The following is a 15,447-nucleotide window of genomic DNA, read 5'->3' on the forward strand; positions in this document are numbered from 1 at the left end:
GCTTTCTGCCTTGGCCTGCGACGCTTGTTGGGACACTATGAGAAATTCAGGCTAGTTGTTGATCTTAATGCCGACCACTCGCTTTACGCCAGTTACTCGCAGGTTTTCAAACCGCAAACCAGCGTTGATGCCAACGGAGAATTCCTCAAACCACGTGAAGGCGAACAATATGAATTTGGCGCGAAGGGCAGTTACTTTCGTGGAAATTTGAACGCACGGGCCAGCGTTTTCCGGTTGTACGATGAAAATCGCGCTGCCACTCCGAATATTCCTAACGCCGTCTATTCTGTTTCTGTAGGTAAAATGCGTATTCAGGGCGCAGAACTGGAAGTCAGCGGCAGTTTAACAGAACAATGGGATTTGATTGCTGGGTACACCTATCTGGACACAGAAGTGGAGCAAGCCTCCACTGCCCGTGATGACGGTATCTTTCTGTTAATGCCGCACAGCCAGGTGAAGGTCTGGACACAATACGGGTTCGCTGGCGGTGTGTTGCACGGCCTGCGCATAGGCGGTGGCGTAACCGCGATGAGCGATTTTGCCTCTAGTCAGGGTGTTGAGGCCCCGGGGTATGCGGTAGTGGATGCCATGGTCGGTTATGACTTCAGCAAAAATCTCAGTGCTCAGCTCAACATCAACAATTTACTGGATCGCAAGTATTACAACCGTGTTGGAGGAGCGAATACCTTCAATATGGCGGGCGCTCCAGCCAATGCTGTTGCCTCGTTGCGTTATGATTTCTGAGTGTTTCCCGTGGCGCTACGATAGTCTGAAGCGCCATTTTTTACTTGGAGTGTGGCTGTTTTTCGGAGCGTTTATGGCTTTCAGTATGTTACCAGTCACATCTTATGCTGGTGCTGTACCGGGTGAGGTTGCCTTGCCCGGCGCTTTCAAATGGATTCGGCCCGGGAAGCGGTTTTTGGCCACTCTTTTGGCGGGCTCTTTGTTATGCATACACTATTGACGGCACCTGCCAGCTTTGAGCGCTACATCGCGATTAGCCCCTCGTTATGGTGGTATGGCGACCATCCTCTAAAGGTTTTGTCTGAGCTTGCCTTGCCTGTTGCGGCGGCAGGTGTCGCCCCTCGGCTGCTGATCGGCGTTGGCGGTCTTGAACAAACGCCAAGAAAAACAGAGCGAGGCACGCCAAAGGCGAAGGTGAGACAAGCCCGGGCCATGGTTGATAATGTGGGCTTGATGGCAGGCTGGCTTGAAACCCGCTATCCCGGTTGGGGTATCGAAGCTGCGACCTTCCCGGGGGAGAATCACGGGAGTGTTATGTGGCCGGCCACCCGGCGTGCACTGGAGTTTTTACAGCAAGACAGTGATGCTACGGCAGGTCAGTGAAAATCTCTGGAGCTGACCGGAAGTGACTGTATCAGGTGGCTCAGGTCTGACAGCTTTCCTGCCACGATATGAACAATCTCTCCCTCTCTTTCCAGAGTGCCTTTCACATGTAACAGCCTTGCAGTGATTAACGGTTTGCGTTGTCTGCGGGCGGTTTCCAGCCAAACGATAACGTTAACGTTGCCGGTTTCATCCTCCAGGGTTACGAAGGTGACACCGGAGGCAGAGCCTGGGCGTTGGCGGCCGGTTACCAGGCCGGCTACCTGTACAGGAGTGCCGGCTTTTGCGGTTTTGAGTCGTTCTGCGCTAAGGCAGAACTGTAAGTGACCTTGCTCTCGAAGCAGGGCCAGTGGGTGACGTTGGAGTGTTAAGCCCTGGCTGGCGTAGTCGGCAAGCAGGTTCTGGCCTTCGCTGGGCTCTGGTAACTGGTTACAGGGTTCCGGTTTGTAGTTTTCATTGTCTTCTGCGGTTCCAGCTACTGAAAACAGCTCAGCGGGTTCTTCATGGCCCAGTAACTGCCAGTACGCTTGGTGGCGGTTACCGGCAAAAGCGGACATGGCATTGGCGCCGGCTAGCAGTTCCATTTCGCGTTGGTTGAGATTTGCCAGTTGGCGTAACTCGGCAGAGGATTTATAGCCGGCTTTTGGACGGTGCTGGCAAAGGCGCTCGGCGGCGCTTTTCGGGAACCCCCGTATGATTCTAAGGCCAAGGCGTAACGGGCGGTTGGGACCATTCAGGCTCTTCGGGCTTTCTGGGGTGTGGTCCCACTGGCTGTTGTTTATGTCTGGCGGTAATGCCACCACGTTATGGCGTTTGGCGTCTTGTACCAGTTGCGATGGGGAATAAAACCCCATGGGCTGGCTGTTAAGCAGGGCGCAGTAGAAGGCGCTTGGGTGATGCCGTTTGATCCAGGAAGAGACGTAAACCAGTAGGGCGAAGCTGGCTGCGTGGGATTCTGGAAAACCGTAGCCGCCGAAGCCGCAAATTTGCAGGTAAAGGCGCTCGGCAAAGTCGGCATCGTGGCCGCGCTCCAGCATGCCATTAATGAGCTTTTCCCGGAAAGGGGACATGTCGCCGTGGGATTTCCAGGCAGCCATGGCCCGGCGCAGTTGATCGGCTTCGCCAGCCGTAAAGCCAGCGGCGACCATGGCCAGTTTGATGACTTGTTCCTGAAAAATCGGCACGCCCAGTGTGCGTTCGAGCACACCACGAATGGCGTCGTTGGGGTAATCAACGGGTTCCAAGCCATGTTTACGGCGCAAATAAGGATGCACCATATCGCCTTTGATAGGGCCGGGACGAACGATGGCGACTTCAATCACCAGGTCGTAGTAGGTTTCAGGCCTCAGCCTTGGCAGCATGTTTATCTGGGCTCGGGATTCCACTTGAAATACACCAATGCTGTCGCCTTTTTGCAGCATGGCGTAGGTGGCGGGATCTTCTTGGGGGATGTCCTGCATCTGGAAGGGGTGGCCTTTTTGTTGGCTGATCAGTTCCAGAGCTTTTCTGATAGCCGTGAGCATACCCAACGCGAGAATATCCACTTTCATCAGGCCAAGGCTTTCCAGATCGTCTTTATCCCACTGGATAACGGTACGGTCAGCCATGGCGGCATTTTCTACCGGCACCAGATCGGCCAGTGGCCCTGCGCTGATCACAAATCCGCCCACATGCTGGGATAAATGGCGGGGAAAGCCGAGCAGGGTGTTTACCAGCGCAAAGAACTGATCGGCTACCTTCGGGTTGCGGGTCAGGCGTTTATCGAGAATCTGCTGGCGCCAATTGGTGGCCTGGTCACGCCAATCTATGCCTTCCAGCAACTGCTCCACCAGCGCCGGATCAAATCCGAGAGCTTTACCAACATCACGAATGGCACTGCGGGGGCGGTAGCGAATAACCGTTGCGGCCAGCGCGGCCCGCTCCCGGCTATACCGCTGGTAGATGTACTGAATAACTTCTTCTCGCCGCTCGTGTTCAAAATCCACGTCGATATCCGGCGGCTCATTTCTGTCTTTTGAAATAAAACGTTCAAACAATACTTCTACCCGGGCCGGATTTACCTCGGTAATGCCCAGGCAGTAGCACACGGCCGAATTGGCGGCAGACCCCCGACCCTGACACAGAATGCCGCGGCTGCGGGCAAAGGCAACTATGTCCTGGATGGTGAGAAAGTAGTGCTCGTACTTCATCTCTGAAATCAGGCCAAGCTCTTTGCGAATCAGGGCTTGAGTCGATAAAGGGGTGCCTTCTGGATAACGCTGCCGTTCACCTTCCCGGGTGAGCCGCTTCAGGTAAGCTGCTGGGCTTTCTCCTGCTGGCACAAGGTCCGGAGGGTATTCGTAGCGTAAGCTCCCTGGCTCAAAGGTACATTGTTGGGCAATGCTCACAGACTCCTTCAACCAGGTTTCGGGAAACAACCGCTGTATTACTGTTAGTGGGCGCAGATAGCGCTCGCCATTCTGGAACAGGCAGTGGCCGGCATTTTCCAAGCTGGTGTGGTTGCGCAAAGCAGCGAGCACATCTTGTAACGGTTGGCGTTCCCGGCTGTGCATGTGAACTTCGCCCGCCGCTGTAATCGGGCAGCGCAACTCCTCAGAGAGCCAGCGGGCCCGGGCCAACTGTTGTTCCTCGCCTGACTCCAGTGTGCGTGCAGCGGCAATCCAAAGGCGGTGTTCAAACAACCGGAGTAACCATTTGCCACAGCACAAGGCCTGATCTGCACTGGCTTCGGGCGGTGAGGGCGGCAGCCACAGACACAGGCAGTCATCCAGGGCATGTGTTTCCAGGTCGCTACAAAACAGCTGGTACTGCCCCTTGTCTGCGCGGCGTCGAGCGGTGGTTATCAGCTGGCAAAGCTGGCCATAGCCTTTGCGGGTGCGGGCCAGGAGAATAAACCGGGGTGTGTTGGCACCGGGTGGAGCATCATCCAGCTCAAACCAGCTTCCGGTAATCAGCTTTACCGGGCTTTCTTTCAGTGCCGCCCAGGCCCGGGGAATACCCGCTACCGAACAAGTATCGGTCATTGCCAGTGCAGTGTATCCAAGCTCTGCCGCGCGTTCCGCAAGCTCATGGGGATGGGATGCTCCGGTCAGAAAGGTAAAGTTACTGAAGCAAAACAGCTCGGCGTAGACAGCTTCACCCATCAGCCAAACCAGCCATGTACAAACCAGCCATCCCGCACATCCCGGAACACCCAGGCCAACTGGCCATTGTTCAATTGAGCAATGTAATAATCCCGGTGTACCCGCTGGCCGTCCCACCAGCCGCCGCTGATCCGTTCCGGGCCGGTAAACCAGGCTTGCGGCGCTTCTGTAAGCGGTTGAGGGCCGTGAAGAAGCCACAAAGGCCTGCCAGGTAATTGCCAGGCTTTTATCTGCGCGGCACTGTTTTTTAACTGTACCCGTGACGCACTCCAGGCGTATTCGGGCCGGTGATCTGGCCGGGGTGCGAGCTGCTTCAGTGCATTTTCTCCAAGCCTTGCTTGCAGTCGGCTCATCAGGGTGTGCCATGCTTCGCTCAGATCCTGGCTTTCGCCCAGCAAATCCTGGCCTCCGGCAGCCTCCCGTCCAAGAAAGCGCTTTACGCTTAATTGAAGTGAAACAACCGGAGCTTGCAATGGTTGTTGTTCAAACCGCAGGCTGATCAGGTTTAGAAATGCGTCTGCCCGGTGCTCTGGTCCGGAGGTGCGGATGCGCAGAAGCGTTGGTTCAGTATGGCGGTATCGAAGCACCAACAGTAGGCTATCCGTATCCTGCTGGCGCCAGCACAAATCATTTTCCAGTTCAGAAAGCATACGCTGAAGCGGAAACAGCAGTCCTTGTGAGTGTTCAATTTCTTGCACAAAGTCGGCCTGTTGCCGAAAGTAACCAGGCGGCTGCCAAAATTCCTGAGGGTCTGATCTGGACCCCTGAATTTTCTGAATATACGCCAGGGTTTCTGGTGAAAGCCTGCGCGCCATTTCTGCTGGCGGTAAGCTGAATACCTCTCCTAAAGTGTTCAACCCCAGCCGCTGCAAGCGGGTGTAGGTGCGCCTGTCAAATTCCGCAGCCACCAACGGCATTAAGCCAAGGGTGTGAAGAATGTTGCCTTTGTCGGATGTGCACTCTCCCTTGCCAGTACGTGCAAGCAAGCGGGCGGCCTGTGGCGTATGACCAATGCCGGGCCAGGCAGTAAGGTGGCGTTTGTGTAGTGCTTCTTCCACAGTTTGCCAGACCGCCGGAAGGCCACCGTATAGCCTTTGCAAACTGCCAATTTCAGCCAACAAACCGTTTGGCGGGACCAGAACAATGTGGGCAGCATAATGGTGCAGCCAGCGGGCCTGGTCTTCCAGAATTCGGGCTTCTTGCTGTTCATCCGCACGGATTATGCCTAAATTTGGCGCCAGGCTGACGGCTGTTTTCAGGCGCATGCCCGTGTTCACGCCTAAATCCCGGGCAGCCGGGCAAGCTTGTATGACTTTCTGCCTGGAACCTTCTACGATCACCAGAGCAGCCGTGTGTTCACTGGAGCGGAGAATGTGATCCAGCAGCAGGTGTGGGAAGTGTAAATACAGCCAAAGCATAAAAATTACCGGGCTGACGTAGGCCAGGGACCCTGAACCACACGGGGTGCTTCGGGGTAAAACAGTCCCGCCCGGTGAGCCATGGCAAGTGAACAACGCTGGCCGGGCCAACTCCCTCGGCGCTTTATGATATTTACTTTCAGGCCCTGCTGATCGTCGGGTTCCAGCTCAAGGCGTAAGGCAGCCGGGGAGTTCTGTTCGGCGTAGTGTCGCTCACGAAAGAGCACGCACACATTGCTTCCGGTCTCAGCTGCTAACTGCAAACGCCGGATTTCTCGAGCCGCCAGCCTGCCGGGCCAGGCCATCACCAGACCTGTAACCCGAGAACGCAGGCAATTTTCCAGCGTCCACAGGAAATCGCCCGTGTCTTCAGTCTGGATCATGATTACCTGATTCAGGTTGATTTCTGCCCGCGCCAGTGCCGGGGCATAAGGCGTGTGCGGAGGGTTCAACCAGAATACGGTTTTACCCGCCTGCGACAGCCGCTGCATAAGTGGTATCAACAGGTTCAGCTCACCAATACCGGAGGCATCCAGCAGGCATTCACTTAAAGCACCCCGGGGCCACCCCAGACCACCAAGCTGGTTATCCAGAGCTTGGTAACCCGTTGGCTCTGCAGGCTGTGTGGTTTTGTTGTGCTTGTACCCCTGCCAAACACGGGCATCCTGCATTAGCGTGTTAAGAATCTCGCTCATGGTGAAATCTCGGAATACTGTTTAAATATACAGTATTCCGAAAAAAGGCTAATTTCAAGAAGCAGGTTGATAAAATGAGTAACCGAGCCCACGATTGTATCGCCGGTGAAGCTGTAAAATTCTGAACATCAGGCGCGGAGGCTGTATATGAGTGGGTTGGCTGAACAGCATTGTGAAGCGTGTAACGCAGGCACCTCTGGAATAACTGATGGTGAGAAGCGCAGGTTGCACAAAGGTGTTCAGGACTGGGACATCCTTACAATAGACAGCGAAGAGCAATTACGCCGAGTGTTTAAATTCAAAAATTTTGCCCAGGCCCTGGGGTTTACCAACAGGGTTGGCGAATTGGCTGAAGCTGAAAATCATCATCCGGCCATTTTCCTGGAATACGGGAAGGTAACCGTGAGCTGGTGGACTCACGCAATCGGCGGGCTGCACCAAAATGATTTCATCATGGCCGCGAGAACAGACTCGGCTTACCACTGATCGTCAGCTTTTTCCTGCGCCTCAAGCTCGGCCTTACGCTGGCGGACTTTGTCTATTTTGTCTTCCGGGATGTGCATCTTCCTGGCAGACTTCCAGAGCATTAAAAGGCTGCCTGCAACCAAGGCCAAGGCGCCCAGCAGAAAAATCCATCCTATTGCCGACATACATATGGCTCCCTTGTTGGGGTAGTTATCTCTATAGTGAAGCACAGGGTTTAGCATACACAATTCAATTGGCGGAATATTCGAAAGCAGTTGTGCATTAATTCGTCACGAAGAAAGGAGCATTCATCATTATGAGCGATCCAACCTACACGCCACCAAAAGTCTGGAAGTGGCAAGCTGAAAGCGGTGGCGCTTTTGCAAACATCAATCGCCCCATTGCTGGCCCCACCCACGACAAGGAACTGCCCGTTGGCAAGCATCCTTTTCAGCTCTATTCACTGGCCACGCCAAATGGCGTAAAAGCCACGATTATGCTTGAGGAATTGTTGGAGCTCGGCATCAAGGAGGCTGAATACGACGCCTGGCTGGTCCGCATCAACGAGGGCGAGCAGTTCAGTAGCGGGTTTGTGGGCGTGAACCCCAACTCCAAGATACCGGCGCTGTTTGATCATTCTCAGGATCCCGCTGTTCGGGTGTTTGAGTCTGGCTCTATTCTTCTGTACCTGGCGGAAAAATTTGATCGGCTCCTGCCATCGGATACTGCAGGGCGCACCGAAACCCTTAACTGGTTGTTCTGGCAAATGGGCAGTGCGGCGTTTGTGGGTGGCGGCTTTGGGCACTTTTATGCCTACGCACCCGAGAAGTATGAATACCCCATAAACCGCTACACCATGGAAGTGAAACGGCAGTTGGATGTGCTGGATCGGCAACTGGCAAATAACCAGTATATTGCGGGTGATGAATACACCATTGCAGACATTGCGATCTGGCCCTGGTACGGCGCATTAGTCACTAATCAGGTTTACGATGCGGCTGAATTTTTGGAAGCGCACACCTACACCAATGTGTTGCGTTGGGCGAACGAGATTAAAAAGCGGCCGGCTGTACAGCGCGGGCGCATAGTGAACCGTACTTGGGGCGAGCCAGCAGGGCAGCTGCCTGAACGCCACGACGCCAGTGACTTTGAGCACAAAACCCAGGACAAACTCGATGCGGCCTCTGGCAAGTCATAATTCAACACCGGGGCTGTAACAGGCCCGGCTATACGTCGAAAAAGACACTAGGTGTAATGTTGGGGCTTGCGACTGCCGGACATATTGCCCCCCCCCAGTCTCGGTTGGACAAGCACTGGGGGGCTCTGCTTGGTGCGGTGCTCGGCTTTTGTCTGGCGCTGTTCAGCGATAGGTTGGTTGCACAGGCTTGAAGCCACTCTTTGTGGTAGCGGTCACTTCGGCCTGCGGTCCCCCGCCATAATCTTCGCCACAAAAACCGATTTACCATATGTCTCAAAAGACCATTTCATGGTATCGGAAAGCACGTTCATAACCTCATCATACTCACCGAAAATTTCCGTGCTCATACGGCCGGCGACTACTTCCAGGTTGGTTTTTTCCAGCCGGGCGATCAGGTCCCGGATGGGCTGTTTGTAGTCCTCTTTCAGGGGGTAGCAACTAAGTTGTACTGACAAGAACATAAGAATCTCCCGCTTTCATATTCATTAGGTATTGCCAATGGTACTTGTATTAGTAGCCCATGGCCGAGGACGTACTGCGCCTCGGATCTGCGCCACCGTACAGGGTACCGTCTTCTCCAATCATAATACTCTGAATGGCTCCCATGGCCGACTTGCTCACTACTTTGTGACCGCGGCTTTCCAGTAAGCGGACGGTATCCGGGCTGATGCCTTGTTCTATGCGGACTTCATCCGGCAACCACTGGTGATGGATGCGAGGCGCACTAACGGCAGTTTGTATGTTCATGCCGTGATCAATCACGTTCATGATCACCTGCAGTGTGGTGGTGATAATACGCGAGCCGCCCGGGCTGCCGGTGACCAGAAAATTATGGTCGCCTTTGCGAACAATGGTGGGCGACATGGAGCTGAGCATGCGTTTGCCGGGCTCCACCTTGTTGGCCTCGCCGCCAATCAACCCATAAGCGTTGGGAACGCCTGGCTTGGCGCTAAAATCATCCATTTCGTTGTTGAGCAAAAAGCCGGCACCTTGCACAGTAATACCTGAACCATAGCTGAAGTTGATGGTGTAGGTGTTTGATACGGCATTGCCCCATTTGTCGACAACCGAAAAATGCGTGGTTTCCGGACTTTCGTACCCTGAGGGCTCGCCGTAACGAATGTCCCCGGCGGGTCGTGCTTTGTCGGGCTTTATGCCTTGGCGAAGTTCTTCTGCGTAAGATTTACTGGTCAGCCCTTTTAACGGTACATCTACATAATCTGTGTCGCCCAGATATTCCGAGCGGTCGGCGTAGGCCAGTTTCATGGTCTCGGCCATGTAGTGGATTGTCTCGGCTGAGTTATGTCCAAGTTCCTGGATCGGGTAGCCTTCAAGCATGTTCAGTATCTGGACAATATGCGTGCCGCCGGAGGAGGGCGGTGACATGGAGTAAATATCGTAACCCCGATAGCTGCCCTTTACGGGTTCGCGTATAGCTGGCTGGTAGTCCGCAAGGTCTTGCCGGGTAATCAGGCCTCCGTGCTTTTCCATCTCGTCTACAATCAGCTGTGCGGTTTCACCTTCATAAAAGCCTTTTACGCCTTTGTCTGCAATGCGTTGCAGGGTGGCTGCCAGGTCTGGCTGACGAAAACGTTCGCCCGCTTGCCAGGCAGAGCCGTCTTCTTTATAAAAGGTTTCAAGCGTTGCAGGCCAGCGTTGCAGCCGTTCCCGCGCCTGCTCAAGGCCTTCACTGAAACGTTTTGGAACGATAAAACCTTCTTTGGCGAGTTTTATGGCCGGGGCAAGCGCTTGCTTCAGAGATAGTGTGCCGTGGCGTTCCAGTGCCATGGCAAGGCCTGCAACTGTACCGGGTACGCCCGCCGCCAAATGGGTAAACCGGCTGCGGTTCTGCACCACTTCGCCAGACTCATTCTGATACATGGTTTCTGTGGCGCCCGAAGGGGCTTTTTCCCGGTAATCTATGGCTTCCGGTGCAGAGCCATCGCCTTTGGATACCAGCATAAACCCGCCGCCACCGATGTTCCCGGACCTCGGCTGGGTCACGGCCAGCGCAAATCCGGCGGTTACGGCGGCATCTATTGCATTGCCACCGTCTTTCAGAACGTTCAGGGCAACCTTTGTGGCCAGAGTGTGGCTGGTTGCCACCATGCCCTGGCTGGCGCTGGTGGGGTGAAACCGCTCGCCTTCAAGGATGGCTTGACTGAGCGCCGGTGTGGCCAGTATTGACAGGCTTAAGGTTGCGATAATTACGCGCAGACTGCCTGAGCGCTCAGTGAGTCGTGTTTTGTGTGATTGGTGCCATATACCTCTACCCATGTCTCCACTCCTCGTTTCTGGTGTTCAGATAGGCTATGATAGCCCGTCATTTTATCTTGTGCGTACCGCTAGCACTAAATCCAGTTCCGACTGTAGATTCCGGCAACGGTCCCGGCGCACTTGCTTTCCCGTTTGTCAGTTAAGGAAAGGCTTTCATGGAGCATACCTACCGTCTTGTGATTTCCTGCCCGGACAGGGTTGGAATTGTCGCCAAGGTGAGTAATTTTTTACAGACCTATAACGGCTGGATCACCGAAGCAAGCCACCACTCGGATACTTACACCGATTGGTTTTTTATGCGTCACGAAATCAAAGCCAAGTCTATTCCGTTTGGCCTTGAACAGTTTCGTACTGCGTTTGCGCCGATCGCTGAAGAATTCGATATGCGGTGGCACATCGCCGATTCGGCACAGCCCAAAAAAGTGATTCTGATGTGCAGCAAGGAGTCCCACTGTGTGGCCGACCTCCTGTATCGCTGGCACAGCAATGACATCAACGCTGAAATTGCTGCGGTCATTTCCAATCACGACGATTTGCGTCGTATGGTTGAGTGGCACGACATTCCCTACCACCACATCCCGGTAAGCAAGGATAACCGGGAAGAGGCGTTTGCCCATATCGACGAGCTGATTGAGGGCTACGAAGCCGATGTGGTGGTCTTGGCTCGCTATATGCAGATCCTGCCCGCAGAACTGTGCGCAAAGCATGCAGGCAAGGTGATCAATATTCATCACAGCTTTCTGCCGTCTTTTGCTGGTGCAAAGCCTTATCATCAAGCCTACACCCGGGGGGTCAAGCTGATTGGGGCTACCTGCCACTATGTGACCCGGGACCTCGATGAAGGCCCGATCATCGAACAGGATGTTATTCGCATCAATCACAGTGACTCCATTCAGGATATGGTGCGCCTGGGTAAGGATGTGGAGAAAAACGTTCTTGCTCGAGGGTTGCGCTCTCATATTGAGGATCGCGTGATTACCCACGAAAACAAGACCGTGGTATTTGACTAAGGCTGCCTCACAAATGCCACTGAGGGGGCTGTTGTGATACAGTTAGCGGCTTGTTCAAGAATAACTACGGGGCCGGAAAATGGCCCTGAAACGACTTCCAGATAACGCAAAGGAACCTTTCTCGATGGGTGAATTAGCCAAAGAGATCCTGCCGGTCAATATTGAAGATGAGCTGAAGCAGTCTTACCTGGATTACGCCATGAGTGTAATCGTTGGGCGGGCTCTTCCTGATGTGCGGGATGGCCTCAAGCCGGTTCACCGTCGTGTTCTGTTCGCTATGTCCGAACTGAACAACGACTGGAACAAGGCCTACAAGAAGTCTGCCCGCGTGGTGGGTGATGTGATTGGTAAATATCACCCGCACGGTGACTCTGCTGTCTATGACACCATTGTACGCATGGCCCAGCCGTTCTCCCTGCGTTATCCGCTGGTAGATGGTCAGGGTAACTTTGGTTCTATCGACGGCGATAACGCGGCAGCCATGCGTTACACCGAAATCCGCATGAAAAAAATCGCGCACTCACTGCTGGCGGATCTCGAGAAAGAAACCGTAGATTTTGTCGACAACTACGACGGCACAGAACGCATTCCCGAAGTGATGCCTACCCGAGTTCCTAACCTGTTGGTGAATGGCTCTTCGGGTATTGCCGTAGGCATGGCGACGAATATCCCGCCTCACAACCTGACCGAAGTCGTTAACGGTTGTTTGGCGTTGATCGATAACCCGGACCTCACCTGCGATGAGCTAATGGAGTTCATTCCGGGGCCGGATTTCCCGACTGAAGGCATTATCAACGGCCGTGCCGGCATTGTTGAAGCTTATCGTACTGGCCGTGGCCGCATTCATATCCGCGCCCGTCATGAGATTGAAACCGATAAGAAAACCAATCGCGATGCGATCATTATCACCGAGTTGCCGTATCAGCTTAACAAAGCGCGCTTGATCGAGAAGATTGCCGAGTTGGTGAAAGAAAAGCGCCTGGAAGGCATTACTGAACTGCGGGACGAATCCAACAAGGAAGGTATCCGCATCTTTATAGAGCTGCGCCGCGGCGAGAACCCGGAAGTAGTGGTCAATAACCTGTTTAAGCATACCCAGTTGCAGACGGTATTCGGCATAAACATGGTTGCGTTGATCAACGGCGAGCCTAAGATACTGAACCTCAAAGAAATGCTGGATGCATTCGTGCGTCACCGCCGTGAAGTGGTGACCCGACGTACCCTGTTTGAGTTGCGTAAAGCTCGCGAGCGTGGCCACATTCTTGAAGGCCTGACCGTTGCACTGGCCAACATCGATGAGATGATTGAGCTGATCAAAGCGTCTCCAAGCTCTTTGGAAGCCAAAGAAAAGCTGATGGCCCAAGGTTGGGCGCCCGGTAACGTGATGGCGATGCTTGAGCGTGCCGGCGAAGACGCTTGCCGCCCGGATGATCTGCCAGAAGTTTATGGCCTGCGCGATGGCCTGTACTTCATGTCTCCGGAGCAGACCCAGGCTATCCTGGACATGCGCCTGCACCGCTTGACCGGCCTGGAGACTGAAAAGCTCCAGAACGAGTACAAAGAGATTCTTGAAAAGATCGCCAGCCTGCTGGAAATTCTGGCTGATCCTGATCGCCTGATGCAGGTTATCCGTGAAGAACTTGAAGCTGTGGTAGCCGAGTTTGGTGATGTGCGCCGCACGGAAATAACCAGCTCTCAGCGCGATTTGACGGTTGCCGATCTGATTGACGAAGAAGATCTGGTCGTAACGATCTCCCATGGTGGTTACGCCAAAACCCAGGCCGTTGAAGATTATCAGGCACAGCGCCGTGGTGGCCGTGGTAAAGCTGCAACCTCTATGAAAGACGAGGATTTCGTTGAAAAACTGCTGGTTGCCAACTCCCACGACACTATTTTGTGCTTCTCCAACCGGGGCAAAGTTTATTGGTTGCGTGTGTTTGAGATTCCCCGTGCCAGCCGCGCGTCCCGTGGTCGGCCGATGGTGAATATCCTGCCGCTGGATGAAGGTGAGCGTATTACCACATTCTTGCCGGTTCGGGATTATCCGGAAAATCAATTTGTTCTCATGGCAACGTCTGCGGGCGTGGTCAAGAAAACGCGCTTACCGAACTTCTCCCGCCCCCGTAGCAGTGGCCTGATCGCCTTGTCTCTGGATGAGGGCGATACGTTGATCGGTGCAGCAATTACCGAAGGTGATGCCGAAATCATGCTGTTCTCGACAGCCGGCAAGGCGGTTCGCTTCAATGAAGAGGCCGTTCGCCCACTGAGCCGAACCGCCCGTGGGGTGCGTGGTATCAGAATGCCCGAAGACCATCATGTGGTCTCCCTGATCATTCCCCAGGACGGCGGCGTGATTCTGACTGCCAGTGAGAATGGTTATGGCAAGCGCACGGCTCTTGACGAGTTCCCAACTTACGGTCGAGGCAGCCAGGGCGTTATCGCCATGCAGTGCTCCGATCGTAATGGCGACCTGGTCACGGCTTTGCAGCTGTTTGAAGGTGACGAAATGATGCTGATTTCCGACAAGGGCACGCTGGTTCGTACCCGCACGGACGAAGTGTCGGTTCTCAGCCGGAACACCCAGGGCGTGCGTTTGATCAGGCTAAGCCAGGAGGACGAACGTTTGGTAGGCGTGGAGCGAATTGCCGAAACCGACGACGAAGATATTGATGAAGTTGACGGCGAGAGCACTGAAGGCAACGACGCTTCCACAGATGAAAATGCAGATAGCAATCCGGAGCAGGATGCTGGCGAGGAATAAGCCGGCACTGTTTAACACAGAATCCGCAAGACGTGAGAGATCGCAGGAACATGACCAGGGCGTATAATTTTTGTGCAGGTCCGGCAACCTTGCCGGAAAGTGTGCTGGCACAGGCACGGGATGAAATGCTGGACTGGCGTGGCACAGGCATGTCGGTGATGGAAATGAGCCATCGCAGCAAGCAGTTTGTGGAAATTGCCGAAACGGCTGAGAAAGACCTGCGTGAATTGGCTGGTATATCAGATGATTACGCTGTTCTCTTCATGCAGGGTGGCGCTTCCAGTCAGTTTTCCACAATTCCTCTGAACCTGCTTGGCGACAAAACGTCTGCGGACTATGTAAACACCGGTATCTGGTCGAAAAAGGCCATAGCTGAGGCAAAGCGCTATGCTAATGTAAATGTTGTGGCCAGTTCGGAGCAGGGCGGTTTCGTCAGTATTCCGGATCAGGCGTCCTGGCAGACCAGTGCCGAGGCAGCGTATTTGCACTACACACCAAATGAGACAATAGGCGGCCTGGAGTTTGATTTTGTTCCTGAAAGCGGCGGTGTGCCATTGGTGGCGGATATGTCCTCTACCATGCTTTCGCGCCCCGTGGATGTCTCAAAATTCGGGATGATTTACGCCGGTGCGCAAAAGAATATCGGCCCCTCTGGTTTGGTTGTGGTTATCATTCGGAAAGAGCTTTTGGGCAAAGCCCGCAAAGAAACACCGACCATGATGAATTATCAGGTGATTGCCGATAACGGCTCTATGTATAATACCCCGGCGACGTATTCCTGGTATCTTGCGGGCCTCGTGTTCAAATGGTTGAAAGCTCAAGGCGGTGTGAAAGCGATGGGTGAAACCAATTTGCGGAAGGCAAAAAAGCTTTATGATTTTATCGACACTAACGAGTTTTACGCCAACCCTATAGAGCCGCGTTTCCGCTCCTGGATGAATGTGCCTTTTACGTTGCAGGACGATGCTCTGAACAGTGCTTTTCTTGAAGGTGCCAATAGCCGGGGCTTGTTGAACCTGGCAGGCCATCGCTCTGTTGGCGGCATGCGTGCCAGCATCTATAACGCTATGCCAGAGGCGGGTGTGGATGCCTTGATTCAGTACATGACAGAATTTGCGAAGGAGCAGGGCTGA

At 54.1% G+C, this 15,447-nt stretch carries 12 protein-coding genes and 1 pseudogene; 7 read left to right on the plus strand and 6 right to left on the minus strand.

Translation table 11 applies throughout. From position 1 onward, the window contains the following. Positions 1 to 744: TonB-dependent siderophore receptor (locus ACTHYN_RS06055; protein WP_441811578.1), on the plus strand; the 744-nt coding region annotated here is incomplete at its 5' end. A gap of 144 nt (positions 745 to 888) precedes the next feature. Beyond that, positions 889 to 1,347, plus strand: a pseudogene (locus ACTHYN_RS06060) (alpha/beta hydrolase); the annotation flags it as partial. On the opposite strand, the gene ACTHYN_RS06065 reads toward ACTHYN_RS06060, so the two are convergent. Genes ACTHYN_RS06065 through imuA form a run of 3 tightly spaced genes read right to left on the minus strand, consistent with a single transcriptional unit; the run spans position 1,341 to position 6,603 of the window. Next, entirely contained in the window at positions 1,341 to 4,490 is a 3,150-nt protein-coding gene (locus ACTHYN_RS06065) for an error-prone DNA polymerase (RefSeq protein ID WP_441811579.1), read from the minus strand. The pseudogene ACTHYN_RS06060 and the gene ACTHYN_RS06065 overlap by 7 nt on opposite strands. Further along, positions 4,490 to 5,908 carry a Y-family DNA polymerase gene (locus ACTHYN_RS06070; protein ID WP_441811580.1) on the minus strand — a complete coding sequence of 473 codons (1,419 nt, stop codon included), beginning with the start codon at positions 5,906 to 5,908 and terminating at the stop codon, positions 4,490 to 4,492. Before ACTHYN_RS06070 ends, ACTHYN_RS06065 begins: the two co-directional genes overlap by 1 nt. Positions 5,909 to 5,913: 5 nt before the next feature. Then, on the minus strand, positions 5,914 to 6,603 hold the full coding sequence (imuA, locus tag ACTHYN_RS06075) for a translesion DNA synthesis-associated protein ImuA (protein WP_441811581.1): 690 nt from the start codon (positions 6,601 to 6,603) through the stop codon (positions 5,914 to 5,916). A 147-nt stretch (positions 6,604 to 6,750) separates the two neighbouring features. Between imuA and ACTHYN_RS06080 the strand changes: the two genes are divergently transcribed. Beyond that, positions 6,751 to 7,089, plus strand: a complete 339-nt coding sequence (locus tag ACTHYN_RS06080) for a 4a-hydroxytetrahydrobiopterin dehydratase (protein WP_441811582.1) — start codon at positions 6,751 to 6,753, stop codon at positions 7,087 to 7,089. On the opposite strand, the gene ACTHYN_RS06085 is transcribed toward ACTHYN_RS06080, so the two are convergent. Then, on the minus strand, positions 7,080 to 7,253 hold the full coding sequence (locus tag ACTHYN_RS06085) for a DUF2897 family protein (protein WP_441811583.1): 174 nt from the start codon (positions 7,251 to 7,253) through the stop codon (positions 7,080 to 7,082). The genes ACTHYN_RS06080 and ACTHYN_RS06085 overlap by 10 nt on opposite strands. A gap of 131 nt (positions 7,254 to 7,384) precedes the next feature. Here ACTHYN_RS06085 and yghU point away from each other — a divergent pair, with 131 nt between their 5' ends. Next, the gene (gene yghU / locus ACTHYN_RS06090) at positions 7,385 to 8,266 is read left to right on the plus strand and encodes a glutathione-dependent disulfide-bond oxidoreductase (RefSeq protein ID WP_441811584.1); all 882 of its coding nucleotides are present in this window, start codon (positions 7,385 to 7,387) and stop codon (positions 8,264 to 8,266) included. Between the two features lie 212 nt (positions 8,267 to 8,478). Here yghU and ACTHYN_RS06095 read toward each other — a convergent pair whose 3' ends face one another. Next, a complete protein-coding gene (locus ACTHYN_RS06095; RefSeq protein WP_441811585.1) occupies positions 8,479 to 8,727 on the minus strand; it encodes a YkoF family thiamine/hydroxymethylpyrimidine-binding protein in 249 nt (82 codons plus the stop codon). Positions 8,728 to 8,776: 49 nt separating this feature from the next. Continuing rightward, positions 8,777 to 10,543 carry a gamma-glutamyltransferase gene (gene ggt, locus ACTHYN_RS06100; protein ID WP_441811586.1) on the minus strand — a complete coding sequence of 589 codons (1,767 nt, stop codon included), beginning with the start codon at positions 10,541 to 10,543 and terminating at the stop codon, positions 8,777 to 8,779. A 155-nt stretch (positions 10,544 to 10,698) separates the two neighbouring features. Here ggt and purU point away from each other — a divergent pair, with 155 nt between their 5' ends. The 3 genes from purU to serC all read left to right on the plus strand — a co-directional run bounded on the left by purU (position 10,699) and on the right by serC (position 15,447). After that, positions 10,699 to 11,553 carry a formyltetrahydrofolate deformylase gene (gene purU, locus ACTHYN_RS06105; protein ID WP_441811587.1) on the plus strand — a complete coding sequence of 285 codons (855 nt, stop codon included), beginning with the start codon at positions 10,699 to 10,701 and terminating at the stop codon, positions 11,551 to 11,553. A gap of 124 nt (positions 11,554 to 11,677) precedes the next feature. After that, the gene (gyrA, locus tag ACTHYN_RS06110; RefSeq protein WP_441811643.1) at positions 11,678 to 14,314 is read left to right on the plus strand and encodes a DNA gyrase subunit A; all 2,637 of its coding nucleotides are present in this window, start codon (positions 11,678 to 11,680) and stop codon (positions 14,312 to 14,314) included. 50 nt (positions 14,315 to 14,364) lie between these two features. Continuing rightward, positions 14,365 to 15,447, plus strand: coding sequence for a 3-phosphoserine/phosphohydroxythreonine transaminase (serC, locus tag ACTHYN_RS06115; protein ID WP_441811588.1), 1,083 nt, complete (start codon positions 14,365 to 14,367; stop codon positions 15,445 to 15,447).

Origin of the sequence: Marinobacter sp. (assembly GCF_052091845.1) — a bacterium.
Taxonomy (GTDB): domain Bacteria; phylum Pseudomonadota; class Gammaproteobacteria; order Pseudomonadales; family Oleiphilaceae; genus Marinobacter.

Excerpts from the sequence above, each read along its gene's own strand:
- ACTHYN_RS06065 (WP_441811579.1), bottom strand. The coding sequence starts at position 4,490 with ATGGGTGAAGCTGTCTACGCCGAGCTGTTTTGCTTCAGTAACTTTACC.
- ACTHYN_RS06070 (WP_441811580.1), bottom strand. The coding sequence starts at position 5,908 with ATGCTTTGGCTGTATTTACACTTCCCACACCTGCTGCTGGATCACATT.
- imuA (WP_441811581.1), bottom strand. The coding sequence starts at position 6,603 with ATGAGCGAGATTCTTAACACGCTAATGCAGGATGCCCGTGTTTGGCAG.
- ACTHYN_RS06080 (WP_441811582.1), top strand. The coding sequence starts at position 6,751 with ATGAGTGGGTTGGCTGAACAGCATTGTGAAGCGTGTAACGCAGGCACC.
- ACTHYN_RS06085 (WP_441811583.1), bottom strand. The coding sequence starts at position 7,253 with ATGTCGGCAATAGGATGGATTTTTCTGCTGGGCGCCTTGGCCTTGGTT.
- yghU (WP_441811584.1), top strand. The coding sequence starts at position 7,385 with ATGAGCGATCCAACCTACACGCCACCAAAAGTCTGGAAGTGGCAAGCT.
- ACTHYN_RS06095 (WP_441811585.1), bottom strand. The coding sequence starts at position 8,727 with ATGTTCTTGTCAGTACAACTTAGTTGCTACCCCCTGAAAGAGGACTAC.
- ggt (WP_441811586.1), bottom strand. The coding sequence starts at position 10,543 with ATGGGTAGAGGTATATGGCACCAATCACACAAAACACGACTCACTGAG.
- purU (WP_441811587.1), top strand. The coding sequence starts at position 10,699 with ATGGAGCATACCTACCGTCTTGTGATTTCCTGCCCGGACAGGGTTGGA.
- gyrA (WP_441811643.1), top strand. The coding sequence starts at position 11,678 with ATGGGTGAATTAGCCAAAGAGATCCTGCCGGTCAATATTGAAGATGAG.
- serC (WP_441811588.1), top strand. The coding sequence starts at position 14,365 with ATGACCAGGGCGTATAATTTTTGTGCAGGTCCGGCAACCTTGCCGGAA.